Here is a 26,631-nt window from a genome sequence, read left to right as displayed (position 1 = left end):
CCGCATGGAGGGCCAGCCCGGCCCTCCGCCCGCCCGTCCATGCCCGAGACCGCCATGTATCGCCAGAAATACATCTTCCTGCTGCCCGGCCTTCTGGTGCTGGTTGCGGTGATCCTGTTCCCGCTGATCTTTACCATCCGCGTCAGCTTTTCGTCATGGGATGTCTACAATCCCGGCCTGAACAATGCGGGCGGCGCGATGTATGCCCGGCTCTGGGAAGACAGCCGCTATTGGGAGGCGCTCTGGCGCCTCTCTGTGCTCAGCCTGTCGACGGTGCTGATCCAGTATGTGCTGGGGTTCGCGCTGGCGCTGCTGGTCTGGCGCGACATTGCCGCGCGGCGCTTCCTGCGCGTGCTGTTTCTGGTGCCGATGATGACAACCCCGGTGATCATGTCGGTGATCTGGCGCACGATCTTTCATGAAAGCCTGGGTCCGCTGAACCCGATCCTCGAGGCCCTTGGCATCGGCGCCCAGCCTTGGCTGTCACAGGCCGCCCATGCCTTTGTCGCAGTGATGATCGTCGAGATCTGGCAATGGACGCCCTTCATGTTCCTGCTGCTGCTGGCGGGGCTGCTGTCGCTGCCGTCCGAGCCGTTTCTGGCCGCCAGGATCGACGGTGCGGGCCCGGTGCGGACCTTCCTGTCGGTGACCTTCCCGATGATGGGCGCGATCTCGGTCGGTGCCATCCTGGTCCGCATCATCGAGGCGTCAAAGATCATGGAAACCGTTTATGTGCTGACCTCGGGCGGGCCAGGCACCGCGACCGAAACCGTCAGCTATTACATCTACATCCGGGGCATGCGCGATTTCCAGATCGGCTATGCCGCCGCGCTGTCGCTGACCTATCTGGTCATCATGGCCGTGGCGCTGACCCTGATCGCCAAGGCGCTGATCCGCCTGATGGTGCGGGAGGCGCGGGCATGAGAACGCTGTATCTCGCGCTGAAATATCTGGCTGTCACGCTCTGGTCCGGTTTCGTGATCTTCCCCTTCCTCTGGATGCTGAGCACCAGCTTCAAGACCGCCAATGGCGTGACCGGCGGGGCTACATGGCTGCCCTGGCTGCAATACCAGCCCTCGCTGGGCGGCTGGCAGTCGCTGTTCGGCGGCGCGGGCGGGATCAACATCGTCAGACCCTACATGAACTCGCTGGTCGTGACGCTGAGCGGATCGGTCATCGCGCTGATCCTTGGCACGCTGGCCGCCTATGGCCTGTCACGGTTCAGCTTTCGTGCGGGACCGATCCGCAATGGCGACATCACCTTCTTCTTCATCAGCCAGCGCATCATGCCGCCCATCGTGCTGGCGATCCCGTTTTTCCTGATGCTGCGCTGGCTGGGGCTGCTCGACAGCCTGCCGGGGCTGATCCTGGTCTATGTCGCGCTGCTGATGCCGATCGCGGTCTGGGTGATGGTGGATTTCTTCAACACCATTCCGCGCGGTCTGGACGAGATGGCCTGGATGGACGGCTGTCCCCCGGTCACCACATTCCTGCGGGTCATCCTGCCCAATGTGATGCCGGGCCTCGTGGTGGCGGGGATGTTCTGCCTGATCTTCGGCTGGAACGACTTTTTCTTCGCCTTCACACTGACCTTCACAAAGACGCAGCTTCTGCCGGTTTCCATCGTGGCGCTGAATTCGTCGGTGACGCCATGGTGGGCGCTGTCGGCAGCGGCCATCGTTTCGGTCGCGCCGCTTGCGGTGCTGGCCTTTGTCGTCGAGCGCTTCCTGTCACGCGGCGGTCTTGCCGGGGCGGTGCGCTGATGCTGGTGCTGCGCGATCTTTCCCTGACCGAAAGCGGCGTGCCGCATCTGGCGGGGGTCAGTGTCGAGGCCAGACCGGGGCAGATGACCACCCTGCTGGGCCGCACCGGGGCGGGCAAGACCACGCTTCTGCGCGCGGTGGCCGGGCTGGTGCAGCCGCAATCGGGCCGGATTTCACTGGCGGGCGCCGACTGGTCACGACTGCCGCCCTGGCGGCGCCCGGTGGCCATGGTCACCCAGCAGTTCATCAACTATCCACATCTGAGCGTGCTCGACAACGTGGCCTTCCCGCTGATCCGGCGGGGTGAGCCGCGCGAGGCCGCCCGCGAGGCCGCTGCCGCGATGCTGGGGCGCCTCGGGCTGGCGCAGATGACCGGGCGGCGTCCTGGCGCGCTTTCGGGTGGACAACAGCAGCGCGTGGCCATCGCCCGCGCGCTGGTCAAGCGCGCACCGGTGCTGTTGCTGGACGAGCCTTTCGTCAATCTGGACTACAAGCTGCGCGAAGGTCTGCGCGAGGATCTGGCAGAGCTGTTGCGCAGCCAGAGTGGCACTGTGGCGCTTTATGCCACCACCGACCCGCGCGAGGCGCTTCAGATGGGCGATTGCACCGTGCTGATGGCCGAGGGGCGGGTTCTGCAAGCCGGGCCGCCCCGCGCGGTCTTTGGCACCCCGGCCACGCTGGCAGCGGCGCGGGTGGTCAATGACCCGCCGATCAACCTGCTGGCGGCCGAAATCACCGCAACCGGCCTTGTGCTGGATCATCTGGGGCCGCAATCCGCCGGGGCAACAGGCCGCGCCTTGCCGCCGGGGCGCTACACGCTGGGCCTGCGGGCCGAGGATATCCGCAGCGGCGGCCCGCTGCCGGCGCGCGTCGCCCTGACCGAGGTTTCCGGATCGGAAACCGTCACGCATCTGGTGACCGCGGGCCAGCCGCTTGTGATGCTGGAACGCGCGGTGACCGATCACCGGCTGGGGTCCGAACTGGGCCTGACGCTTGATCTGGGCAAGGCGCTGGTCTTCGGGGCCGACGGCGCCCTGATCCCGAAAGGAGCCAGCCATGGCTGAGATCCGGTTGCAAGAGCTTGGCCATGCCTATGCCCCCGGTGCGGCCCATGCGCTGAAACCGCTGGACATGACCTGGCGCGACGGGGGCACCTATGCGTTGCTCGGGCCGTCGGGCTGCGGCAAATCCACCATGCTCAACATCGTCTCGGGCCTGCTGCATCCCTCGGAAGGGCGGGTGCTGTTCGACGGGCAGGATGTCACCCGTCTGGGCACCGGCCAGCGCAATATCGCGCAGGTCTTTCAGGTGCCGGTCATCTATCGCTCGATGACGGTGGGGCAAAACCTTGGCTTTCCGCTGGTCTGCCGGGGCGTCCCCGCCCCGCGCATCCGCCGCCGGGTAGAGGCCATTGCCGAACGGCTTGGCCTTGCGCCGCTGCTGAAGCGGCCGGCCAATGCCCTGACGGCCGACCAGAAGCAACTCGTTTCGCTGGGGCGCGGGCTGGTGCGCGAGGATGTGGCCGCGATCCTGCTGGACGAGCCGCTGACCGTGATCGACCCGCAGCAGAAATTCGAGCTGCGCCGCATCCTCAAGGAAATCAACGCCGAATTCCGGGTCACCATGGTTCTGGTCACGCATGACCAGACCGAGGCGATGACCTTTGCCGAAGAGGTGATCGTGATGAACCATGGCGAGGTGGTGCAGGCAGGCCGCCCGCGCGATCTGTTCGAACGTCCGGCGACCACGCATGTCGGCCATTTCATCGGCTCGCCCGCCATGAATTTCCTGCCCGCGCTGGCTGTCGCGGGGCGGGCCGTCGTGCCGGGCACCGGCCTGTCGCTGCCGCTGCCGGACGGCCTGCCTGCCGATGGCCTCGTGCTGGGTTTCCGGCCCGAGCACGCGCGGCTTTCGGGTGCAAACGGCGTGATGCGGGCGCGCGTGGCGCGGCTGTGGTTCGAGGGTCTGGACGAGATCGTGGCCTTCTCCCACCCGGCGGGCGAGGTGCGGCTGCGGGCACCGGCCGGGCTGGGGCTTGCCCCCGGTGACACCGCCGCCTTCACCGTGCGCGACACCGCGCTGCGACTTTATCGCAATGGGCGTCTTGTCGCCTGATCTACCGGAAAGGAGCCTCTCATGGCCAAGACCATCCACAGCATGATCCGCGTTCTTGACGAGGAACGCACGCTGAAGTTCTACCACGAGGCCTTTGGCCTGAAACCCGCCGCCCGGCTGGATTTCGACACGTTCACGCTGGTCTACCTTTCGAATGCCGAAAGCAGTTTCGAGCTGGAACTGACGATCAACAAGGGCCGGACCCAGCCCTATGACCTTGGCGACGGCTATGGGCATCTGGCGGTGTCGGTGCCCGATGTGGCTGCCGAACACGGCCGCCTGACCGCTCTTGGACTTGCCCCGCGCAAGATCGTCGATTTCGCCCCCGGCGGCGAGGTGATCGCGCGGTTCTTCTTCATCGCCGATCCCGACGGCTATCAGATCGAGGTGCTGGAACGGGGCGGTCGCTACCTTTGACCCGACCCCGCCGGGAGGAGCGGCGGGGCACTCAGCCAACAGTCAGGAGGACACCATGACCACCAAACCAAACTGGCGCGGGATGACCCGCCGCCAGCTGATCGCGCACAGCCTTGCGGCGGGCACCACGCTGATCGTCGGCGCAGGCTTTGTTGCCGCGCCGAATGCGGCCTGGGCCTATGAGGCAGCGGCGCTGAAGCCCGAAACGCTTGCCACGCTGATCCGCATGGCGCGCGACATCTATCCGCATGATCACATCGGTGATGCTTTCTATGTCACGGCGGTGAAAGGCTATGACACCGCCGAAACCGCGGCCGAGATCGAGGCAGGCATCGCCGCGCTGAATGCGGCCGCACAGGGTGCGGGCCATGCCAGCTATCTGGATGCCGCATGGGAGGATGACCGTGTTGCCCTGCTGCGCGGGATGGAGAAATCGGCCTTCTTCCAGAAGATCCGGGGCGGGCTGGTGACCGGGCTCTACAACCAGAAAGAGCTGTGGCCGCTGTTCGGCTATGAAGGCGAGTCCTTCAGCCAGGGCGGCTATATCGACCGTGGCTTCGACGACATCGACTGGCTGTAAGGAGAACAGGACCATGGTTGCGAAATTCGACCTGAATGACGACTCGATCGTCCTGATCATCGGCACCGGCGCGGGCGGCGGGGTGCTGGCCAACGAACTGGCGCAAAAGGGCGTCAAGGTCGTGGCGCTGGAAGCGGGCGGACGGTATCTGCCCGAGGATTACATCAACGACGAATGGGATGCCTTCGGCCAGCTGTCATGGCTTGATGCGCGGACCACTTCGGGTGACTGGCGGGTGGCACAGGATTTCTCGGGCCTGCCTGCCTGGATCGTCAAGGCTGTCGGCGGCACCACGATCCACTGGGCCGGGGCCTCGCTGCGGTTCCGTCCGCATGAATGGAAGGCCCGCACCACCTATGGCCATGTCACGGGCGCCAATCTGCTGGACTGGCCGATCGACGCCGAGGAAATGGCGCCGTGGTATGAAAAGGCCGAGGCCAAGCTGGGCGTGACCCGCACCGGCAATTTCCCCGGCCTGCCTGGCAACAACAATTACAAGGTGCTGGAAAAGGGCGCGCTTGCCCTGGGATACAAAGAGGTTTCCACCGGGCGCATGGCCATCAACTCGGTCGAGAACGATGACCGCCCGGCCTGCCAGCAGACCGGCTTCTGCTTCCAGGGCTGCAAATGGGGCGCGAAATGGTCGGCCGCCTACACCGACATCCCGAAGGGCGAGGCCACCGGCAACCTTGAAGTGCGGTCCAATGCGCAGGTGCTGCGCATCGAACATGACGCCAAGGGCCGCGTCACCGGCGCGCTTTATGCCGACAAGGAAGGCAACCAGCATTTCCAGAAGGCGCGTGTGGTCTGCGTTGCGGGCAATTCCATCGAAAGCCCGCGCCTGCTGCTGAATTCCGCCTCCCAGATGTTCCCCGATGGTCTGGCCAATTCCTCGGGTCAGGTCGGGCGCAACTACATGCGTCATGTCACCGGGTCGGTCTATGGCGTGTTCGAAAAGCCGGTGCGGATGTGGCGCGGAACCACCATGGCGGGGATCGTGCAGGACGAGGCACGGTTCGACCCGTCCCGCGGTTTCGTCGGCGGCTACGAACTGGAAACCCTGTCGCTGGGCCTGCCCTTCATGGCGGCCTTCCTTGATCCGGGTGGCTGGGGGCGTGGCTTCACCTCGGCCATGGATGATTACGAACGGATGGCGGGCATGTGGATTGTCGGCGAGGACATGCCGCAGGAAACCAACCGCATCACCCTGTCCTCGACGGTGAAGGACCAATATGGCCTGCCTGCACCGAATGTGCATTTCGATGACCACCCGAACGACATCGCGATGCGCAATCATGCCTACCGGCAGGGCGAGGCGATCTATCGCGCTGCCGGCGCTACCCGCACCTTCCCGACGCCGCCCTATCCGTCCACGCATAACCTCGGCACCAACCGGATGTCGGAACATGCGCGCGACGGTGTGGTGAACCGTCATGGCCAGACCCATGACATCCCCAACCTGTTCATCTCGGATGGCAGTCAATTCACCACTGGCGCGGCGGAAAATCCAACGCTGACCATCGTCGCCCTTGCAATCCGGCAGGCAGACCACATCGCGGCGGAACTTGCGCGACAGAACCTGTAAGCGAGGGTCAGGGTGCATTGATCTTGTCGCCCTGCGTGTTCACGGCTCCAGAAGCGGAGCCGTGACATGCCCCAGAACGCGTGCCGGATCCTCGCGCGGCACCGGCAAAGCCGAAGTAAAGGGAACCGCCTCGAACCGGCGCATCCATTCCCGTCAGGGCAGCCCGCGCGGCAAGATTGGCGGCGCGGCGCAAAAGCGGCTCGCGGGCAACAGCACCGTGCTGCATCATGTGACGATGGCCTATGACATGGACGCCGACAAGATGCTGCGCGTGCTGCGCATCGGCCGCGAGAAGCTGTCGGACAAGGGCACGACCAGCACGGCGCCGCATCGGGTGTCTGGCCGGGACACCCCGTCACCATCGGCATGGCGCAACAACCCGGAGCCAAGGCGCGCAGGTCGGGCATATGACAGCTTTGGTCACGAAAGGCCGGTGATCGGCCCGAACCTGCGGCGGCGCCAGCAGGCCGGATCCTTTCGCCTCCCCTGAATTTGCTGGGATGCAGTCAGCCGAATGCGCGAAATTCAGCCAGAATGCTTACCACATGGTTTTCTTGAAAAATATCCGATAATCTTGCCTTATCGGATACGAAGCGATCTAGACGCAAGACGCGCTTCAGGGGCTCGTCGCTGCGGCAAATCAGCCTCGGCACTTACCGGTTCGACAGGATTCTGGTCACGACTCTTGACGACAGTAGTACCAAGTCATACCATCAAACAGCAGGAGCCAACGCCATGACCGTAAAATCCTCGATCTCACTCAGCGACGAACATCACGCCTTCGCCCGCGCACAGGTGCAAGACGGACGTTTTACTTCCGTCAGCGCCGTCGTGCAGCACGGATTGGATCTGCTCCGTCAAAAAGCCGAGGATGAGCGGCTGGAACGAGCGGCACTGAAGGCACTGCTCGAGGAGCGGTTGTCCGGGCCCTTCATCTCTGCCGAAGAGATGCGCAGCCGCTTGACTGCCCGTAGGATGCCCAGGACAGGCGACACCCACATCTGATGAGTTGGCGCATTGAGTTCGCTGCGCAAACAGAACAGGATTTTGCGCTGATCCTCGACCACCTGGTCGAAAGCTATGTTGCGTTTGGCGAGACCCGAGCCGAAGCAGAGACGCGGGCTGCTCAGAGAATTGATGCAATCCTCGAGGATACGTATCGCATTGCGACGGCTCCGCATCGCGGCAGCCGACATGACGACTTGCTCCCCGGGCTGCGGCAGCTGACGCTTGGCAAGGCGACATTCTGGTTCATCGCCGATGAGACCAGTGGCCTGATCAGGATCCTTGCAGTGTTCTTCGGTGCTCAGGATCAGCAGCGGCGCATGCTGATACGCCTGCTGGAGCCGCGCCACGACCGATGACCCCCGCCGATAATGCGCGCCCTGCCCGTTCGTGTCTTCCTCCTGACTGAGACTTCAGCGGCCACTCGAGGTCAATGCTGCCCGGTAACGGAATTGACCTGAGCCTCGATCGAAGGCGTGAAACACCTCTGCGCAGGGTCAGAATCGGACCCCGCGCCTGAGGGTCACGCAGTGAGCCAGAAGCACAGGGTATTGCGTTACTACCGCTCCGACCGCCAGATCGGAACCAGCATCGAAAATCATCGACACCTCACACGCGGCCGAGACGAACCTCTCCAATTACTACAATAAAAACAGATGCTTGATCTACCTATCTCAGGCGACACATGAGCATGGTTGCAACATCTGGTAGACTTCTGCAGGGCCAGCCCAAGATAGATGCGAACGATTTTCCTTGAGAACTTAAGGCTCTGCAGGCATAGCTGTAACGGCAAAACCAAAAAATGCTCGCCAAGTGCGTTTCCACAGGGCCAAGTTGACCGCCAACCCTGAGTAACGCAAACAGGCGACAGGATACGAGCGGACCATGACCCTACCTGTTCTTCACGACAAGCTGAAGGCAGACGCAAACCTCCTTTCGGAGGCACTGGAGCGTATGTCCAAGCTGTTTCTGGCCCCCAAGGAAGAAAAGACCCTGCGCAACTTCTCCTCTTCCGAAGTTGCCGAACTCCTGCGGGTTAGCGATGGCTATTTGCGCAAGGCCCATTTCGACAACAAGATCCCTGAAGTCGAACAGGGTCCGGGCGGAAAGCGCCACTATACGGCTGCGTCGATCTTGGACATCCGGCGCATCATGGCACAAACTGCCAAGGACCCGTTCCAGTTCCTGCCCGGTCGCCGCGCGGGCGACAAGCTCCAGATCTGGTCCACGGTGAACTTCAAGGGTGGCTCGTCAAAAACCACCACGACGGTCACCTTGGCGATGCGACTCGCGCTGCGGGGCTATCGGGTGCTGGTCGTCGACGCCGACCCCCAGGCCTCGCTGACCACGTTCTTCGGGTATCAGCCGGAAATCGATTTCCGGCATGGCGGCACGCTCTATGATGCAATCCGCTACAATGACGGAGATACGACGCGGGCATCCATCACCACGGTCCTGCGGAACACCTATTTTCCCGGGCTTGATCTGGTCCCGGCGGGCATTCTGTTGTCCGAGTTCGAAACCGAGACACCGACCGCACTCAGCCGCGGTGAGCAGCCGGTCTTTTTCAACCGCATTCGGGATGCGCTGCGCCAGGTCGAGGATGATTATGACATTGTCCTGATCGACTGTCCGCCGCAGCTTGGCTACCTCACCATGTCAGCAGTCTGCGCATCGACCTCACTTCTGATGACGATCACACCCGAGCGCGTGGACCTTGCGTCAGCCAGCCAGTTTCTGATGATGGCATCCGGGGTGATGGAGGTTCTGCACAACAACGGTGCCGCCGGATCCTTTGACAATTTTGCCTACCTTCTGACCCGTTTCGACACGGCCATCAGCACGCAGCAGGACTTGGCGGAATGGATCCGCGAGCTGCTCGGCAAAAGCGTGATCCCGACGCCATTCGTGAAATCCTCTGCAGTCAGCGAGGCCGGCTTGTCCCAGCGGACCGTCTTTGAGGTGGACCTGTCCACGGTCAAGAACCGAAAGACGTTCGAGCGCGCGCTGGAATCCGCCGTCGGCTTTTGCAACGACATCGAAAAACTCATTCAGGCGGCTTGGGGCCGGGAGGTGACCGATGCGAAATAACATTCTGGCTCAAAGCCTCCAGAAGAGCCTAGATGGCAGCAAGTCCGCCCCTGTAACGGACACCACGTCCCCCGGCCCCAGCGTCGACGGGCCGAAATCGCTGCGATCGATGGCCGATGTACTGTCGAGCGTTTCCGCGCAAGCCCCGCAGGAGATCGACCCTGCCGAAATCGCGGATTCCGAGGTTGCCGACAGATTCGATGTGCAGGACGGCTTGAGCGACCTGGTGGAATCAATCCGGGTTTCCGGGCAGCAACTGCCTGTCATGCTCCGCCACCGCCGCGGCGCAGGCCCTAGATACGAAGTCGTCTACGGGCGCCGCAGGATTGCTGCATGCCGGGCGCTTGGCATCAAGGTCATGGCCTATATCAAGGATATGACGCTTGACGAGGCGCTCATGTCGCAGGCTCTCGAGAACTCGGCAAGGTTGGAGAGGAGCTTCATCGAGCAGGCCGTTTTTGCGGCCAAGCTGGAAGGTGCCGGGTTCACGGCCGAACGCATTTGCCAGGCGTTGGCCATCGACACAAGCACGCTCAGCCGGTTGCGAACCGTGGTGCGCGACATCCCCGAGCAGATCATTCGCCGGATTGGGGCTGCACAGGGCGTAGGTCGGCGGCCCTGGATGGAACTGCGCGATCTGATCAAGGGCGCAACAGACAAAACAGTGCAGAACGTGATCGCCATCGTTCCAGAGAATGGCTCGGCGGCCGAACGACTTGAAGCTGTCATCAGTGCCCTGTCTTCCGGTAGTGTCAACGTCGAGCCCAAAGCCCAGCGAACCCGTTCGACACCGCAGCGAACCATAGTGTCGGGTTCCGTAAGCTATCACGCAACATCGGGAAACCTGGTTCTCCGCGCAGATCGCAAGCAGGATCGCGCCTTCCTCCAGTATGTCGAAGCACAGCTGGCCCGGCTCTATTCTGACTGGTCCTCAGAGACTCGAAAAAGCAAGTAACCCATTGATTTGCAAAGATTGACCATGGTCAAGTTTCGCAAATAGCCACCTCTGAACCCCAACAATCCGAAACAAGTAAAGGAGCAGACTTCAGGCAAAAAGAAACCCCCCGAAAGCGGTGAGCTAACGAAGGGTCCCTGTAACTTGAGCACTTACTAGGTACCCCGAAAAACGAATCAGCGCAACACCGATTTCGGTGGACGGATGTCGTTTGCCGTCTGAAATCACCATGACTCACATCACATCCACGGCCCTTGCGGCCGGGGCACAAGGGATTTGTGCCGCCTCCGGGGCCTCCACGCTGCCGGGAATGGGTTCTGTCACCCAACAGCCGGTGTTTCGCCCCATCCTGCGCCGCGACATCATGGCCGCGGTCAACACCTGCAGCCGCGATCTTGGGCTGCGGCAAGGCGCGGTCGTTGTCCTCGATGCCCTGCTCAGCTGCCTGCCCTGCCAGGCGCAGGACGGACGCGAGGCGCCGGTGACGCCGGCCACCTTGCTCACGGTCTATGCCAGCAACGACACGCTGTGCTTTCGGGCCAAGGGCCTGACCGACCGCCAGCTGCGCCGCCATCTCGAGACGCTGGAAAAGGCCGGTCTGCTGCTGCGCCGCGACAGCGCCAATGGCAAGCGCTTTCCCGTGATGAAGGGTGGCAAGCCGGTTGGCGCTTTCGGGCTGGACCTCTCGCCGCTGTTTGCCCGCGCCGATGAGCTGCTGGCCCTGGCGCAGCGCCGCCGCGACGAGGCCGACGAGCTGCGCGGCTTGCGCGCGCAAATCCTGCGGCTGCGGGCCGCCTGTCTGGACATGCAGCTGGATGGCGATCTTGCCGACTTCCTCGACGGGCTGCGCAATCTGGTGCGCCGCACGACGTTGACCCTGATCGAGGCCCGCGCAGCCCTGTCGCGCCTGACCGCGGTCATCGCGCAGCATGCGGCCGTCCCAGCCCCCGAGGAAAGCCCCCTGCCCTGCCTGACCAGTGTGGAAAACCCCGTCACGGCGGACACCGCACACCACCACGAAGAACCCGCAGCCAGCCCCCTGGCCGCCGTGCAAATCCCTGCCGACCCGCCCATCGACACCAACAAGACGACCGCCTGTGACGGACGGTCTGTCCGCCACATAGAACCAGAGTCAAAGACAAAAAAAGAAAGGGAAACCAGCGGCCATCGCTGGTCCGACCTGACCGAGGTCAGCGCCTTCTACACCGAGCCGCAAAGCGCCAGGGAAACCACCGCCATCGCCTTCGAATTCGGAAGGATGCTGAGAATAAGCCAGGATCTTCTTGCCAGAGCCGCAGCACGGCTGGGAATCTGGCAATTGCTCAAGCTGGAAGACCGCATGGCAAGGAACGCCGGGACGATCCAGAACCCCGATGCCTATTTGCGCGCAACCCTGACCGCATGGCCATCCGCCGCAGCCGGGCAGGGCGCAAGCTGACGGTCGCTCTTGGGGAATCGGTTCTGTTCTGCCATTGTTCTTGCCAGGCCAGCCGCAGGACCACGCCATGAGCAACTTCCATTCGCAAACCAAGGGCCAGGATGCGCGGCGCGCGCTGTTCCGCCCGGTGCTGGAAAAGACATTGGCCGACAGCGCAAGAAACCTGCCGCCGCTGGCCACGATCCATCCGGGCCAGCCAGCGCCCATCATCCGGCGCGGGGCAGGGCGCCGATGGCTGACCGCGGGCACGGCCGAAGCCCTCCAGATGCGGCGCCCCTTGCCAGACCAGGCGCTGACCATTACCGCCGAGCAGACCCGTGCAAATCCTCGCTGACCGACATCTTGCCAAACCGGAGGACCCCCTCACGCTGCTGGGCGCCCGTGTCCACGAGGCCGAGGGGCGGGGGCGCATCGCATTCGCCCTGTTCCAGGCCGCGCGCACGGCCGGGCCGATCTTCTGGATCGCCCTTGCCCATGACCAGGATCGCCTGCTGCCCGAGGGCCTGGCCGAGCGCCTGCATCTGGTCGAGGCCCGCGACGAGACTGACCTGCTATGGGCCACCGAAGAGGCCCTGCGCAGCCCCGCCGTCGCCCTTGTCATCGCCGAGCCCGCAAGACCCCTCTCGCTGACCGTGGGCAGACGGCTCCAACTTGCCGCCGAAGCCGGCCGCACCACCGGCCTCATGCTGATCCACCAAGGCAGCGGAAGCCAGGCCGCCGAAACCCGATGGAATTGTGAACCCATCCCCGGCCCCGAGGACTCGACTCGGCACCGCTGGACCCTTATCAAGAACAAAAAGGGAACAATCGGACCATATGATGTGAACTGGTATGGCTCGGCGGCTGCTTTCCATCTGGTTCCCCCGACTGGCAAGCGATGTCAGTCAGAGGATCCGCCCCGTTGAGGGGCCCTTTGCGTTGACGCTGCGGGCGTCGAACGCGGAACATCTGCATTGCCTGAACATCGACGCCAGCAAGGCCGGGCTGCACCGCGCAATGCCGCTGGCCGATGCCAGGGCCATCTGTCCGGCCCTGTCCACCCGGCCGGCCGACCCGCCCCGCGAAGCCGCCGCCCTCGAGGCGCTGCGCCGATGGGCCGGCCGCTATGGCCCCCATGCCGCAAGGGATGGCGCTGACGGGCTGGTCGTCGACATCACGGGGGTGCCGCATCTTTTCGGCGGGGAACAGGATCTGCTGGACGATCTGGCCGCGCGTCTTGAACGGGCCGGGATCGGATCGGTGGCCGCAATTGCCGAAACCCGTGGTGGGGCCTGGGCGCTGGCCCGGCATGGCGGCGGCCTTATCCCCGAAGGCGCCCTGGCCGAACGCCTTGGCCCGCTGCCGGTCAGCGCGCTGCGGCTGGACCATGCGCTTGCCGAGGGGCTGGCGCGGCTGGGCCTGCACCGGATTGCGGATCTGGCTGCGGTGCCCCGCGCCCCGCTGGCCCGGCGCTTTGACCCCGAGCTGCTGCGCAGGCTGGATCAGGCGCTGGGGACACAACCCGAACCCGTGGCCGCCGGGCCAGAGCCGCCGCATTTCGGCGTGCGGATGACCTTGCCCGACCCGATCGGCTTGACAGCGGATGTGATGGCCGCGCTTGACCGGCTGCTGGATCGGCTGTGCGACAAGCTGGGCACCGCGCAGGCGGGCGCGCGCAAGGTCCGGCTGGAACTTCAGCGCGTCGACAGATCGACCGCCGTGGTCGAGGTGGGCCTTGCCCGGCCGATGCGCGATCCGGGACGAATCGCGGCGCTGTTCCGCAAGGGGGTCGACGAGATTGATTCCGGCTTCGGGATCGACGGGTTGCGGCTGAGCGCCGTTCTGACAGAACCGCTGGCACCGGAACAGATCGGCGAGGCCAGGGTCCGGCAAGAGGATGAATTGTCCGACCTGATCTCGCGCCTTGGCAACCGGCTGGGGTTCGATTCCGTGCGCCGTTTCCTGCCCGCCAGCAGCCGGATCCCGGAACGCAGCTTCCTTGTCGTCGCGGCCGCCTATGCCCCGGCCACCCCCTTTCCGATGCAGCGCCGGCCCCTGCGCCCGGTCACGATATTCCCGCCCGAGCCGCTGTCCGGCGTGTCCGGCAGCCCGCCGGCCCGGTTCGGCTGGCGGCGGATGCGCTTTACCACGCTGCGGGGGGCCGGCCCCGAACGGATCGCGCCGGAATGGTGGTTCGACGATCCGGCCTGGCGGTCGGGGGTGCGCGATTACTGGCGGATCGAAACGCGCGAGGGGCCGCGGCTCTGGCTGTTCTGCACCCCTCAAAGCGGGGACTGGTATGCACAGGGGGTGTTCTTGTGACCGCTTATGCCGAACTTTGCGTCACCACCAACTTCAGCTTTCTGCGCGGCGCCTCGCATCCCGAGGAACTGGTCGGCAGGGCTGCGGAACTGGGGCTGACCGCCATCGCCATCACGGACCGCAATTCGGTGGCCGGGGTGGTGCGGGCGTTCTCGGCGCTCAAGGAACTGGCGCGGCTGCGCAAGGAAAGGTCTGCCGGCACCCAGGCGGTGCAGGACGGCCCGGCCATCCGCTCGCAACGCGTGATGGATCATTCCAGCCGCCAGAGGGTCGCGCATCCGGGCGGCATGGCGGCGCCGGATCTGCCGGACGCGCCCTTGCCCCGGCTGATCCCCGGTGCGCGGCTGGTGCTCGATGACAGTGCCGTCGACTGGGTCGCGCTGCCGACCGATCTTGCCGCCTGGTCGCGGCTGACGCGGCTGCTCAGCCTTGGCAAGCGCCGTGCCGAAAAGGGGGGCTGCCGGATCGGGATGGCTGATCTCGAGGACTGGGGCAGGGGGCTTGTCCTGATCGCCTTGCCCCCCGATCCGCTGGAGGGTGCCCCGCACGACAGCCTGCGCGATCTGCGCCGCATTGCCCAAAGGTTCGCCGGCCATTGCTTCGTGGGGGCGGCGCCCGTCTATGATGGCCAGGATCGGGAACGGCTCGACCGTCTGGCCGCGATGTCGCAGGCCACCGGCCTGCCGATGGTCGCGGTCGGCGAGGTGATGATGCACCGATCAAACCGCCGCCCGCTGGCCGATGTGCTGACCTGCATCCGTGAAGGCTGCACCATCGACAGCATCGGCGACCGGCGGCTGGCCAATGGCGAACGGCGGCTGAAATCGGGGGCCGAACTTGCCCGCATCTTCCACCGCTACCCGGCCGCGATCCGCCGCACGCTCGAGATTGCCGACCGCTGCGCCTTTGGCCTTGACCAGCTGCGCTACCAGTATCCCGACGAGGCACAGGACGGCGAACCGGCACAGGACAGGCTGGAACGCCTGACGCGCGACGGGCTGGCCTGGCGCTATCCGGGCGGGGCGCCATCAGGGATCGTGACGCGCGTGGAAAAGGAGCTGCGCCTGATCCGCGAGGTGAACTATGCGCCCTATTTCCTGACCGTGCATGATATCGTGCAGTTCGCCCGCTCGCGCGGGATCCTGTGTCAGGGGCGGGGGTCGGCCGCGAATTCGGTGGTGTGCTATCTGCTGGGCATCACCGAGGTGCCCCCCGAAAGCATCACCCTGATCTTCGAGCGGTTCATCTCCAAGGAACGCGGCGAGCCGCCCGATATCGACGTGGATTTCGAACACGAACGGCGCGAAGAGGTGATCCAGTGGATCTATGATCGCTATACCCGCGAACGCGCGGGGCTGACGGCGGTGGTGATCCATTTCCGCAGCCGCGCCGCGATCCGCGAGGTGGGCAAGGTCATGGGGCTCAGTCAGGATGTGGTGGCCCGGCTGTCGGGGCAGATCTGGGGCTGGTCCTCGGCGCCGCCGGGCGAAGACCGGCTGCGCGATGCCGGGCTGAACCCCGAAGATCGCCGCGTGGCCCTGGCGGTCAAGCTGATCGGCGAGATCATCGGCTTTCCCCGCCATCTGTCGCAACATGTCGGCGGCTTTGTCATCACCCAGGGCCGTCTGGACGAGCTGTGCCCCATCGAGAACGCCGCGATGGAGGATCGCACCATCATCGAATGGGACAAGGACGACATAGACGCGCTTGGCCTCTTGAAGGTCGATATCCTGGCCCTTGGCATGTTGACCGCGATCCGCAAGGCCTTTGGTCTGATCGCGGACCACCGGAACCAGCATCTGACCTTGGCCAATGTGCCGCCCGAAGACAGCCGGGTCTATGACATGCTGTGCCGGGCCGATGCGATTGGCGTCTTTCAGGTCGAAAGCCGGGCGCAGCTGAACTTTCTGCCCCGGATGCAGCCGCGCAAGTTCTACGATCTGGTCTGCGAGGTCGCCATCGTCCGCCCCGGTCCGATCCAGGGCGGCATGGTGCATCCCTTCATCAACCGCCGGCAAGGCCGGGAAAAGGTCGAGGATCTGGGCCCCGCCATGATGGAGGTTCTGGGCCGCACCTATGGGGTGCCGCTGTTTCAGGAACAGGCGATGCAGATCGCCGTGGTCGCAGCCGGTTTTTCCCCGGCCGAGGCCGACCGGCTGCGCCGCTCGCTGGCCACCTTCAAGCGCATGGGCACCATCGGCGGGTTTCGCGATCGCTTTGTCAGCGGGATGCTGGAACGTGGCTATGACGCCGATTTCGCCATCCGCTGCTTTGCCCAGATCGAGGGGTTCGGCAGTTACGGCTTTCCCGAAAGCCATGCGGCCAGCTTTGCCCGGCTGGTCTATGTATCGGCCTGGCTAAAGTGCCATCATCCGGCGATCTTCACCTGCGCGCTGCTGAACAGCCAGCCGATGGGGTTCTATGCCCCCGCGCAACTGGTCCGCGATGCCCGCGACCACGGGGTCGAGGTGCGGCCGGTCTCGGTCAACGACTCGTTCTGGGATTGCACGATCGAGCCTCGGGCCGATGGCAGCCTGGCGCTGCGCCTTGGCTTTCGCCAGATCAAGGGGATGCGCGAGGAGGATGCGATCTGGATCGCCGCCGCCCGTGGCAACGGTTTCCCCGATGTCGAAAGCGTCTGGCGCCGCGCGGGCGTGCGCCCTGACGTGCTGGACCGTCTGGCCGAGGCGGATGGCTTCGCCTGCCTGGGGCTGTCGCGGCGCGATGCGCTGTGGCAGGCCAAGGCGCTGCAGGCCCCGAAGCCGCTGCCGCTGTTTGGCATGGACGGCGAGGGCAGCCGCGAGCCGGCGGTCGATCTGCCGCAGATGACGCTGGGACAAGAGGTGATCGAGGATTATCTGGCCCTGCGGCTCAGCTTGCGCGCCCACCCGCTGGAACTGCTGCGGCCGCGCCTGCCCGAAAGCCTGCCCAGCCTGCGCCTGTCCGAGATGAACGGCAAGGTGACGGTCACAGGGCTGGTCATCACCCGGCAGCGACCGGGCACGGCCTCCGGGGTGATCTTCCTGACGCTCGAGGATGAAACGGGCACCGCGAATGTCGTGGTGTGGAACAAGGTCTATGAAACCTTCCGCAAGGCTGTGGTCGCCGGGCGCCTGCTGCGGGTGACCGGCCGGGTCCAGCGCGATGGCTCGGTGATCCACCTGATTGCCGAAAGGATCGAGGATCTGTCCGCGTATCTGGCCACGATCGGGCTGGGGCCGGGCCTTGCCGTCCCTGCCGCCAGGGCCGGCGAAACCCCGCGGCCCGGCAGGGCCACGCCCAGGACAGCCGCGCACCACCCGCGGGAACAGGCCAAGAAACTGTTTCCTAGCCGGGATTTTCATTAAGACCGGTCAGGCCGCCTTGCGAATGCCCCTGCCTCAAAAGCATCGACAGGCGATGCAACCTGAATTATCTATAATCTATGAGACACACCCTCGAAGAAACCCAGTCCGCACGCATTGCCCGCGTCCTTGCCGACCGCATCATCTCGGGCGAAATCCCGCCTGGCGCGCGGCTCAGGCAAGATCACATCGCCGCCGAGTTCGGTGCCAGCCACGTCCCCGTGCGCGAGGCCTTTCGCGAGCTTCAGTCCCAGGGCCTGGCCGAGAGCGAGCCAAGGCGCGGCTTTCGTGTCACCGACTTCGACCTTGCCGAACTGCGCGAGGTGGCCGAGATGCGCGCCAGTCTGGAATCGCTGGCCCTGCGCCATGCCGCGCCCAACCTGACCCGCGCCATTCTGGAGGAAGCAGAACGGGTTACGCGCCATGGCGACAGTGCAAGCTCGGTCCGCGAATGGGAGGCGGCGAACCGCCATTTCCACCGCCTGATCCTTGGCCCCTGCCGGATGCCACGGCTTTTGCGCACCATCGACGATCTTCAGGCGGCCAGCGCACGGTTCCTGTTCGCCGCCTGGCGCCAGAACTGGGAGGCGCGCACCGACCACGATCACCGCGCCATTCTCGAGGCGCTGCGCAAGGGCCAGACCGACCTGGCCTGCACCACGCTGGCGCGCCATGTCGGCTGGATCGGCAAGCGCAAGGCTTCGGTAAAAAATCCCGACCTGAAAGGGGTTTACAAGATTCCGGGCTGATTATCTATAATCAGCGTTGCCAATCTGCCAAGCGACCTTTGTACTTATAGATAGAATCCATGCCTATCTTCGGAGGTCCAAGCACATGGCAGTTTCAACCCCGTCCCTGACCCGCCCCGCAGGGCTTTGGCGCGGCATGGCGATCGCGCTTGGCGGTGCCCTGCTGATCACCCTTGCCGCCAAGATCCAGATCCCGTTCTGGCCGGTGCCGATGACGCTGCACACGCTGGCGGTGTTCTTCCTGGCCGCAGCCCTTGGGCCAAGGCTGGGGTTTGCCGCAATGGCCAGCTATCTGGCGGCCGGCGCCATGGGCCTGCCGGTCTTTTCCAATGCGCCGGATCGCGGCATTGGCCTTGCCTATCTGGCAGGGCCGACCGGCGGCTATCTGGCGGGCTATCTGCTGGGCGCGGGGCTGACGGGCTGGCTGGCGCAGGGGCGCGGGCTGATCGGGCGGTTTCTGGCGACGCTGGCCGGGCTTGCCGTGGTCTATGCGCTTGGGCTGATCTGGCTGGCGGCCTTTGTGCCGGCATCCGGGCTGCTGGCGGCAGGCTTCACGCCCTTCATCCTGGGGGATCTGGTCAAGCTGGCGCTGGCCTCGGGGCTGGTCACGGGCCTTGCCCAACTCAAGGGCCGCGCGCAATGATCCGCACCGACTGGACCATGGCCGAGGCCAGGGCGATCCACGATCTGCCCTTCGCTGACCTCATGCACCGCGCCCAGGCGCTGCACCGCGCGCATTTCGACCCCACCGCGATCGAGACCGCAAGCCTTCTGAGCATCAAGACGGGCGGCTGCCCCGAGGATTGCGGCTATTGCTCGCAATCGGCCCATCACGACACCGGGGTGAAGGCGACCAAGCTGATGGACACCGCCGAGGTTCTGGCCGCCGCGCGGCAGGCCAAGGCGGCAGGGGCGCAAAGGTTCTGCATGGGCGCCGCCTGGCGCAGCCCCAAGGACCGCGACATGGACAAGCTGTGCGACATGGTGCGCAGCGTGGCCGATCTGGGGCTGGAAACCTGCATGACGCTGGGGATGCTGTCGCCCGAACAGGTCGCGCGGCTAAAGGCGGCGGGGCTGGATTTCTACAACCACAACATCGACACCTCGCCCGACTATTACGCCCGGATCGCCACGACCCGCACCATGGCGGACCGCCTCGACACGGTCGAGCAGGTCCGCAAGGGCGGCATCAAGGTTTGCTGCGGCGGCATCTTGGGCATGGGCGAGGCCGAGGAGGACCGCATCGCCATGCTGGTGACGCTGGCCACGCTGCCCGCGCATCCCGACAGCGTGCCGGTGAACCTGTGGAACGAGATCGAGGGCGTGCCGGTGCAGGTGCGCGCCCAGGCCGTCGATCCCTTCGCGCTGGTGCGGATCGTGGCGCTGGCGCGCATCCTGATGCCGGCCTCGGTCGTGCGCCTGTCCGCCGGTCGCACGGGGATGAGCGACGAGCTCCAGGCGCTGTGCTTTCTTGCCGGGGCGAATTCGATCTTTGTCGGCGATCAGCTGCTGACCACCGGCAATCCGGCCGCCTGGAAGGATCACGATCTGCTGACCCGGCTGGGAATGCGTGTGGCCAAGGCCCGGCCGCAGATCGCCGCGCCCCAGGCCTGATATCTTGGCCTGGGGCTTGCCCGGCACCCGTGGGCGCCATGGGTGCCGGGGATGGTTTCAGGCGGCCGAAGGCATCGGGGTTCCCGCCTGATCCCAAGTCAGCCCGGCACGATAGCGCGCAGCGATCTGGCCGTTCTTCAGCGCCAGAAGGTGCAGCCAGCCATTATCGACCAGCTGACGGACCTGTGCATGGCGGCGCAAGATGTCGGTGATCGGGTCCAGCGGCGCCTCGATCAGCACCGAAAGCCGCAGCGCCTCGTGCATGGGGCGGGTGCCATCGTGGACCGACTGCCAGGGCAGGCCGGGGCGCAGGCGCCCGCCATTGCCTTCGACCACGCCGATCCCGCCCACGACATTATGGATTAGCTTGTTCCCGCCGCCAAAGACCTCGGGCGCGACGGTCGAGCCGAAATATTGCAGGCTGATCCAGCTGGCAACGATCACCGGGGCGGTCAGGATCAGCTCCAGCGTTGCAAAGCCCGTGTCCTGCGTCCAGTCGTAGCTGTGCAGGAACGCCCGGCCCTGCAGATCGCGCCCGGCCGTGACCGTGCGCGGGGCGGCGATGAACGCGCCGCAGCCGGCAAGGCCCCATTCGGGGCGCACCTCGGCCCAGTCGCTGGCCCGTCTGGCCAAGGTGTTGGCGCGTGCGCTCGGCAAAAGCCGCGCGCGTTCGGCGCGGGCCTGCTGGCCTGCCGCTGCAAGCCAGCGCTGCGCCTGATTCAGATCGGCCGCATGATCGGGGGAGGGCTGGTCGCGATACAGCAAGACGGTATCGGTGACGGTATCGTGCAGACCGGCGACAAACAGCGTATCGGCTGGCAGCGCCAGACCCAGCGCCGCCAGACCCGTGCGTGTCTGCGGATCATTCAGCAAGGCCGCCAGCAGCCGGGCCGAAACCTCGCCGGTCTGGCCGCAGCAGGCGCCGCAGTGATAGGCGCTTTCATGCGGGTTGTTGGTCACCTGCGCGCCATGGCCGATCAGCAGCACCAGCCGGGCATGGCCTGTGGTCAGGCTCATGGCGCGCAAGATGGCGGCGGCGGTCTGCGCCTTTTGCGCGGCCGTCAGGCCCGGATCCAGCCGCGGCATCGGCTGCGGGGCGGCGGGCCCGGCCCCCAGCCCCAGCGCATCGCGGATCAGCTTGCCGCCATAGGCCGGACCTGCCGCCTCGACAAAGGCAAAGGACGACACCGCCGCCTGCCGGAACCGGCCCCAGGCGCGCCGGGCGCGGGCGTTGATGCGGGTTGCGGCCTCTTGTGCCGGTTCCTGATGGCTGGTCGAGCTCATCGCGGGCACCAGCAGGGCCGGCAGATGGGCCTGCGCCTCGTCGGTGCCGGTCGGCCGGTGCGCGACGGGCAGGCCAAAGAAGCCCGCAAAGCCCAGCGTCTCGATGCCGCCATCCTGACCTTCCAGCGCGCGGCGCAGGATTTCCGACCGCACGTCGATGCAAAAGGCAGCCTGCAGCCGGGCGCGGCCCGCGCGCGGTGCGGGGCCGGTCAGGCGGGCGGCAAGCTGGCGCTGATGGGCGCGCTCGGCGGCCTCTTGCAAGATGCTGTCCAGCACCTGATCGGGGCTGGGCAGCACGGGGGCCGCATGGGCGGCAACCGTTGCCTGCCAGTCGGACCGGATGGCCGGGCAATGGGCGAGCAGCGCCTCGTCCCAGATCAGGCGGATGGCCAGCAGATCGGTCAGCGTGGTGTCGGTCGTGCCCCGCAGCTCGGCCTGCCACAACAGCCAGCGCGCATGCATCGGCCAGCCGCCCAGATCGACCAGCAGCCGGTGAAACACGCCTTCCGCCGCAGCCTCGGTCAGGCCCAGACGGTCGGCGGCCCGCACGATCGCGCGGTCGGCCGTATCCGGTGCCTGGGCCACATGGGCGCAAAAGCCGTCCAGCCCGGCGATTTCGGGGGTCAGGTCATGGATCGCCCATTCCCGCCAGGCCGCAAACGCGCCCATGCCGGGGCGCGGCGTCCACAGCGCCTGCCCCCGGTCGAAATGCCCGGCCGCCCACAGGCCAAAGCTGCGCTCGATCAGCACGGGCCAGTCGGTGCCGCTGGCCTGTGCGGCCAGCTCTGCCACGGTGGGCAGCGCCTTGGGCGTCGGGGCGGCGCCCTGCATCCGGGCCTTGAGCATGGCCAGATCGGCCGGTTTGAGCGGCGAGGCGCAGGCGATCAGCGCCTCGGCCAGATCGTCATCGCTGATCGCGCCGGCCTGAACCTGCGCGGCAAGGTCGGCGCGCGGCCGGGTCAGGCCCACGCCGCCCACCCGGGCCAGCCGGGCCGAGGCCTGCGCCAGATCCATGGCGGCCTGCCCAAGAAAGGGGTTCACGGCCACCGTGGCCTCCAGCGGAAAGGCCGGGGGAATGGCGCGGGCGGCGGCCTCGGCCGCGGTCAGCAGCCTTGAGGCCAGCGCGGGGGCAATCTGGCTATGCTTGAGAAACATCGCGCTCTCCGATCCTCAGGAATTGGGCGACATCCGGAAGCCGCCGATCATGCGGTCCAGAAGCGCGTTCAGATAAAGCCCGTTGGCCAGATGCACCCGCAGCCCGGCGGTGGACGGGTGATGCGCCCACAGCGGGAACAGCGCCTGGGCAAAGGCGACAAGGCCAAAGGACAGGACGGCCAGCACGATCAGCGCCCATTCCAGCGCCCCGGCCGTCGGCGCCGGGGGCAGCATCGGGCCCCAGACGATCTGCGCCAGCACCTGAAAGCTGAAATAGGCCAGCGCCGCCGCCAGCGATGCGCCCACGGTGCGCCGCGTCAGCGCGCCGGGTGCGGCATCGGCCAGACCCTGCGCGATCAGATAGGACACGCCAAAGATCAGCATTGTGCCCAGTGCCAGCGCCTGCGGGGATTTCGCGCCCACCAGCACGGTAAAGCCTGCGGCCACCACCACATACAGTGCCAGCGCCAGCGCAAAGGACCGCGCCACCGCGCCAACCCCGGGAATGGCCACAGCCCCCGGCTTGCGCACCGCGTTCACCTCGCGCACCGCGCCGCCCGAGGACAGGAACGCATGTGCCTTGTAAAGCGAATGCGCCACGATGTGCAAAAGCGCCAGCGCCCACAGACCCAGCCCGCATTGCAGCAGCATGAAGCCCATCTGCGCAATCGTCGACCAGGCCAGCGCCGTCTTGACCGCGCTTTGCGTCAGCATCACCAGCGCCCCGAACAGCGCGGTGAACCCGCCCAGCACGACCAGCGCCGCCATGGCCCCGGCACTGTGCTGCACCAGCCCCGACAGGGTGATCAGCAGGACGCCGCCCGCGTTGATGATACCCGCATGCAGCAGGGCGGAGACAGGGGTCGGCGCCTCCATCACCTCGGTCAGCCAGCCGTGCAGCGGAAAGGCCGCCGTCTTGAGCGCCGCCGCCAGCACCAGCAGGGCCACGGCCAGATGGCCGGCGCCGTCCAGTGCGGGGACCTGGGCCAGATCGGCGATCCGGGTGGTGCCGAGGCCATGCCAGACAAGGACCGTGGCCAGCGCCAGCGCCAGATCGCCCGCCACCCAGCTGCGCGTGAACTTGGCCGCCGCCCGCTGTGCGGCCGGACGGTCGGGGTAGAACAGCAGCAATTGCCGCAACAGCCCGCCCGTGATCGCAAAGGCTGCCACCATGACCGGCAGGCTGGCAGCCTGCACCAGCACCAGCACCGCGGCAATGGCCAGCAGCGTCAGGCAGCCAAACCACCCCTCGCGCGTCTCGCCGTCCAGATAGCGGCGGGAATAGCGCAGGACGACCCAGCCCAGAAAGCTGACCAGCAGCGCCAGCGTGGCGCTGACCGCATCCAGCCGCACAATGGCCGACCCGGCCAGCCACAGGGTGTGCGGCCCCGACAGCACCAGCTGCCCCACCCCCAGGACCGCAAGCGCCAGCGAGGCCAGCGCTGCCCCCTCGGCCAGGGCGGGCAGGCGACCGGGGCGGCGGCCCGGACGCAGCGCAAGGGGCAGGGCGGCCCCGGCCAGAACCAGGGGGGACAGCGCGATCAGCGGCAATGTCAGCATGGCAAGCTCCGGATCAGAAGGATGCCTTGCGATCTATCGCTTGCCAGAGTTTTAAAAAATTACATATATTAGCACTTATCATTCTATTTAGTAGAACAATGGCAACGCTGAACCTGCACCATCTGCGGCTGTTTCGCGCCGTGGCCACCGATGGCACCCTGGTTGGCGCCGCGCGGGCGCTGAACCTGTCGCAATCGGCGCTGTCCACCCAGCTTCGAGCGCTGGAGGCGGCGCTTGGGCAGGATCTGTTCGACCGGCAGGGCCGGGGCCTTGTGCTGACCGAGGCAGGGCGCATCGCGCTGGACCATGCCGAGGCGATCTTTCGCACCGCCGATGATCTGGTCGCCACGCTGCGCGAGACCGGCCGCACGCGGCGCGCGCTGCGGGTGGGGGCGCTGGCCACGCTGTCGCGCAACTTCCAGATGCAGTTCTTGCGCCCCGTGCTGGGGCGGCCCGATGTCGAGGTTGTGCTGCGGTCCGGCTCGCAGGATGAACTTCTGCGCGGGCTTGACGGGCTGGCGCTGGACGTGATCCTGACCAATCTTGCCCCGGCCCGCGATGCCGCCAGCCCGCTGCTGATCCACCGTCTGGACGAACAGCCGGTCAGCCTGATCGGCACGCCGGCGCGGGTCGGGCCCACGCCGGCGCCATTGCGCACGCTGCTGGCCAGCCATCCCCTGATCGTGCCAACGCGCGAGACGGGCCTGCGCGCGGCCTTTGATGCCCTGAGCGCCCGCTTGCAGGTCACCCCCGTCTTTGCCGGCGAGGTTGATGACATGGCCATGATCCGCCTGCTGGCCCGCGCCGATGCCGGTCTGGCCATCATTCCCCCGATCGTCGTGCGCGACGAATTGCAATCGGGCCTTCTGGTCGAGGCAAGCCGGCTGGACGGGATTGGCGAGACGTTCTTTGCCGTCACCCGCGCGCGGCGCTATCCGAACCCCTTGCTGGCCGAGGTTCTGCCCGGCTAGGCTGGATGCGGCCTTGCGGATATCCAGCCTGCGGCAGGTTGGCGGTAACGACGCGGCCCTCGGGCCCCCGTCCGGCTGGTCGATGTGCCCGGCGGGGCGCACGTCAGGCACCATCACGACAAGGGCGCTGTGCGGCCCTCGACCGCACAGCAGGTGATGTATCAGGCTGGTTGACCTGTCAGGATGCGGCGCGCGATGCCTTTTCGGCGGCATAAAGCTCTTGCGCGGTTTCCACGGCTTTCGAATGCACCGCCGCCAGATCGGGGCGCATCTTCTGGGCGCGGATCGCCGCTTCCATGGTCGAGCGGTGCTGACCCTGGAAATGCGGGAAAACCTCGCGCGCGATCAGCTCATAGGATTTCTTCGTCGCCTCGAAGTTGGCCCAGTTATGGCCCAGCAGCAGATAGGCGCCAAAGCCGCCATTCGACTGCTTCCACAGCCGGTCGATCTGGGCGCGGCACATCTCGGGCGTGCCGATGGCGCCAAAGCCGGTATCGTTGATGAAGTCGATCATCTCGCGCGCATTGGCGCCGGGCATCGACATCTGCGGGAAGGCGGCGATTTCCTGGAAATAGTGGAACCAGTGTTCGATCCCGTATTCGACGTCGCGCCGCGCCTGTTCGGCGGTTTCCGCGATATGGCACAGGCCGACAAGCCGCCATTTCGACCGGTCCGGCGTGTGGCCGTAATGCTTGGCCTCGGCCTCGACCACATCCCAGTGCAGCGCCAGCGCATCAAACCCCGCCGCGGTCGTCGCCCCGATCGAGATCAGGCCAGTGCCATAGCGGCCCGCCAGTTTCGGCCCGGTCGGAGAGGCAACCGCCGCCGTGGCAATGTCGAAGTTGGAATAGGGCCGCAGGTGCAGCCGGGCGTCTTTCAGAACCCAGCGGTCGTTCTCGAAATTGATCGGCTCGTCCGAGCGGATCAGGCGCGTCATGATGTCCAGCCCGTCCGCCAGAAGCCCGCGCGTATCGGCCTGCGTCAGCCCGATCATCGCGGCATCGGTCGGCAGCGAGCCCGGCCCGACCCCCAGCATCGCGCGGCCGCGCGTCAGGTGATCCAGCTGCACCATGCGCTCGGCCACCCAGAGCGGGTTGTGATAGCTGACCGACACAACGCCGGTCCCCAGCTTGATGCGCCGGGTCCGGGGGGCGGCGGTTGCGATCATCAGCTCCGGGCTGGCCGAAATCTCGGATCCGGCGGAATGATGCTCGCCAAACCAGACCTCGTCATAATCGCAGCGGTCAAGCCACTGGACCAGCTCGAGGTCTTGCTCCAGCGCAAGGGTCGGGTTGATGCCTGGCTTGTGAAATGGCGCCAGAAAGATGCCAAAACGCATCCGATCAGTCATGTGATACTCCTCCCATGTGCCTCTGACGGCCAGCACTCCTCCGACGGGCTGGCCAAGACACAGATGGAAGGCTTGCAGATGTCTTATTTCAGATCAACTCAATTAGGGTGAGGACGCGTTGATCTGCTGAAGGGCGCGCATCGCGCGCGAGCCGATATTGCGGCTGACGCAAGGGAACTGGTCCAGCTGGCGCCTTGCGGATCGCGTGGCCGTGTCCGATCTTTTCCACGGGCCACGGTCGTCCGGGTGTCGATGAACGGCGGGTTCCGCGCAGGACGGCAGGGGGTCGGCAAGCCGTCGGGGGACCGCTTTCCTGACGCCGATTCATCAGCCGCAGGCGCATTGCACGGGCC

The 26,631-nt window shown here is 65.9% G+C and carries 24 protein-coding genes; 21 read left to right on the top strand and 3 right to left on the bottom strand.

Features of this window, described 5'->3' with window-relative positions; genetic code table 11:
• Window positions 1-54: 54 nt before the first annotated feature.
• From G481_RS0108605 to bioB, 20 genes are all read left to right on the top strand, one after another.
• A complete protein-coding gene (locus G481_RS0108605; protein WP_028029678.1) occupies window positions 55-924 on the top strand; it encodes a carbohydrate ABC transporter permease in 870 nt (289 codons plus the stop codon).
• Window positions 921-1,763, top strand: coding sequence for a carbohydrate ABC transporter permease (locus G481_RS0108600; RefSeq protein WP_028029677.1), 843 nt, complete (start codon window positions 921-923; stop codon window positions 1,761-1,763). Before G481_RS0108605 ends, G481_RS0108600 begins: the two co-directional genes overlap by 4 nt.
• On the top strand, window positions 1,763-2,827 hold the full coding sequence (locus tag G481_RS0108595) for an ABC transporter ATP-binding protein (RefSeq protein WP_051294398.1): 1,065 nt from the start codon (window positions 1,763-1,765) through the stop codon (window positions 2,825-2,827). The genes G481_RS0108600 and G481_RS0108595 overlap by 1 nt, the downstream gene beginning before the upstream one ends.
• Entirely contained in the window at window positions 2,820-3,878 is a 1,059-nt protein-coding gene (locus tag G481_RS0108590) for an ABC transporter ATP-binding protein (protein ID WP_028029675.1), read from the top strand. The genes G481_RS0108595 and G481_RS0108590 overlap by 8 nt, the downstream gene beginning before the upstream one ends.
• A 21-nt stretch (window positions 3,879-3,899) precedes the next feature.
• The gene (locus tag G481_RS0108585) at window positions 3,900-4,295 is read left to right on the top strand and encodes a VOC family protein (RefSeq protein ID WP_028029674.1); all 396 of its coding nucleotides are present in this window, start codon (window positions 3,900-3,902) and stop codon (window positions 4,293-4,295) included.
• 55 nt (window positions 4,296-4,350) lie between these two features.
• Window positions 4,351-4,875 carry a twin-arginine translocation pathway signal gene (locus tag G481_RS0108580; protein WP_028029673.1) on the top strand — a complete coding sequence of 175 codons (525 nt, stop codon included), beginning with the start codon at window positions 4,351-4,353 and terminating at the stop codon, window positions 4,873-4,875.
• Window positions 4,876-4,888: 13 nt separating this feature from the next.
• The gene (locus G481_RS0108575; RefSeq protein ID WP_028029672.1) at window positions 4,889-6,460 is read left to right on the top strand and encodes a GMC family oxidoreductase; all 1,572 of its coding nucleotides are present in this window, start codon (window positions 4,889-4,891) and stop codon (window positions 6,458-6,460) included.
• 61 nt (window positions 6,461-6,521) lie between these two features.
• The gene (locus G481_RS26955; RefSeq protein ID WP_028029671.1) at window positions 6,522-6,950 is read left to right on the top strand and encodes a lipoyl protein ligase domain-containing protein; all 429 of its coding nucleotides are present in this window, start codon (window positions 6,522-6,524) and stop codon (window positions 6,948-6,950) included.
• 245 nt (window positions 6,951-7,195) lie between these two features.
• Window positions 7,196-7,465, top strand: a complete 270-nt coding sequence (locus G481_RS0108565) for a ribbon-helix-helix domain-containing protein (RefSeq protein ID WP_028029670.1) — start codon at window positions 7,196-7,198, stop codon at window positions 7,463-7,465.
• Window positions 7,465-7,824, top strand: coding sequence for a type II toxin-antitoxin system RelE/ParE family toxin (locus tag G481_RS0108560; RefSeq protein ID WP_028029669.1), 360 nt, complete (start codon window positions 7,465-7,467; stop codon window positions 7,822-7,824). Before G481_RS0108565 ends, G481_RS0108560 begins: the two co-directional genes overlap by 1 nt.
• 526 nt (window positions 7,825-8,350) lie before the next feature.
• On the top strand, window positions 8,351-9,556 hold the full coding sequence (repA, locus tag G481_RS0108555) for a plasmid partitioning protein RepA (RefSeq protein ID WP_028029668.1): 1,206 nt from the start codon (window positions 8,351-8,353) through the stop codon (window positions 9,554-9,556).
• On the top strand, window positions 9,546-10,511 hold the full coding sequence (repB, locus tag G481_RS23275; RefSeq protein ID WP_035025567.1) for a plasmid partitioning protein RepB: 966 nt from the start codon (window positions 9,546-9,548) through the stop codon (window positions 10,509-10,511). The genes repA and repB overlap by 11 nt, the downstream gene beginning before the upstream one ends.
• Before the next feature lie 310 nt (window positions 10,512-10,821).
• On the top strand, window positions 10,822-11,949 hold the full coding sequence (locus G481_RS23270) for a helix-turn-helix domain-containing protein (protein WP_051294397.1): 1,128 nt from the start codon (window positions 10,822-10,824) through the stop codon (window positions 11,947-11,949).
• A 67-nt stretch (window positions 11,950-12,016) separates the two neighbouring features.
• Window positions 12,017-12,283 carry a hypothetical protein gene (locus G481_RS0108540; RefSeq protein ID WP_028029667.1) on the top strand — a complete coding sequence of 89 codons (267 nt, stop codon included), beginning with the start codon at window positions 12,017-12,019 and terminating at the stop codon, window positions 12,281-12,283.
• On the top strand, window positions 12,267-12,854 hold the full coding sequence (locus G481_RS23265) for an ImuA family protein (protein WP_051294396.1): 588 nt from the start codon (window positions 12,267-12,269) through the stop codon (window positions 12,852-12,854). The genes G481_RS0108540 and G481_RS23265 overlap by 17 nt, the downstream gene beginning before the upstream one ends.
• A gap of 13 nt (window positions 12,855-12,867) precedes the next feature.
• Window positions 12,868-14,250 carry a Y-family DNA polymerase gene (locus G481_RS0108530; RefSeq protein WP_342666570.1) on the top strand — a complete coding sequence of 461 codons (1,383 nt, stop codon included), beginning with the start codon at window positions 12,868-12,870 and terminating at the stop codon, window positions 14,248-14,250.
• The gene (locus G481_RS0108525; RefSeq protein WP_051294395.1) at window positions 14,247-17,597 is read left to right on the top strand and encodes an error-prone DNA polymerase; all 3,351 of its coding nucleotides are present in this window, start codon (window positions 14,247-14,249) and stop codon (window positions 17,595-17,597) included. Before G481_RS0108530 ends, G481_RS0108525 begins: the two co-directional genes overlap by 4 nt.
• A gap of 77 nt (window positions 17,598-17,674) precedes the next feature.
• Window positions 17,675-18,343, top strand: coding sequence for a GntR family transcriptional regulator (locus tag G481_RS0108520; RefSeq protein ID WP_028029664.1), 669 nt, complete (start codon window positions 17,675-17,677; stop codon window positions 18,341-18,343).
• A gap of 85 nt (window positions 18,344-18,428) precedes the next feature.
• Window positions 18,429-18,986, top strand: coding sequence for a biotin transporter BioY (locus G481_RS0108515; protein ID WP_028029663.1), 558 nt, complete (start codon window positions 18,429-18,431; stop codon window positions 18,984-18,986).
• Window positions 18,983-19,957 carry a biotin synthase BioB gene (gene bioB / locus G481_RS0108510; protein ID WP_028029662.1) on the top strand — a complete coding sequence of 325 codons (975 nt, stop codon included), beginning with the start codon at window positions 18,983-18,985 and terminating at the stop codon, window positions 19,955-19,957. The genes G481_RS0108515 and bioB overlap by 4 nt, the downstream gene beginning before the upstream one ends.
• 57 nt (window positions 19,958-20,014) lie before the next feature.
• Here the strand turns inward: bioB and G481_RS0108505 are convergent, their stop codons facing one another.
• Together G481_RS0108505 and G481_RS0108500 are read right to left on the bottom strand one after the other, a co-directional pair.
• Window positions 20,015-22,396, bottom strand: coding sequence for a YbcC family protein (locus tag G481_RS0108505; protein ID WP_028029661.1), 2,382 nt, complete (start codon window positions 22,394-22,396; stop codon window positions 20,015-20,017).
• A gap of 15 nt (window positions 22,397-22,411) precedes the next feature.
• Window positions 22,412-23,956, bottom strand: coding sequence for a proton-conducting transporter transmembrane domain-containing protein (locus G481_RS0108500; RefSeq protein WP_035025564.1), 1,545 nt, complete (start codon window positions 23,954-23,956; stop codon window positions 22,412-22,414).
• Window positions 23,957-24,054: 98 nt separating this feature from the next.
• Between G481_RS0108500 and G481_RS0108495 the strand changes: the two genes are divergently transcribed.
• Entirely contained in the window at window positions 24,055-24,927 is an 873-nt protein-coding gene (locus G481_RS0108495; RefSeq protein ID WP_028029659.1) for a LysR family transcriptional regulator, read from the top strand.
• Window positions 24,928-25,105: 178 nt separating this feature from the next.
• Here the strand turns inward: G481_RS0108495 and G481_RS0108490 are convergent, their stop codons facing one another.
• Window positions 25,106-26,278: an LLM class flavin-dependent oxidoreductase gene (locus G481_RS0108490; RefSeq protein WP_028029658.1), complete on the bottom strand. Its 1,173-nt coding sequence runs from the start codon at window positions 26,276-26,278 to the stop codon at window positions 25,106-25,108.
• Window positions 26,279-26,631: the final 353 nt, after the last annotated feature.

The sequence above is a fragment of the Gemmobacter nectariphilus DSM 15620 genome, from assembly GCF_000429765.1.
Classification (GTDB): Bacteria; Pseudomonadota; Alphaproteobacteria; order Rhodobacterales; family Rhodobacteraceae; genus Wagnerdoeblera; species Wagnerdoeblera nectariphila.
The sequence above is the reverse complement of the archived record's forward strand: the minus strand, read 5'-3'. Positions and strand labels throughout refer to the sequence as shown.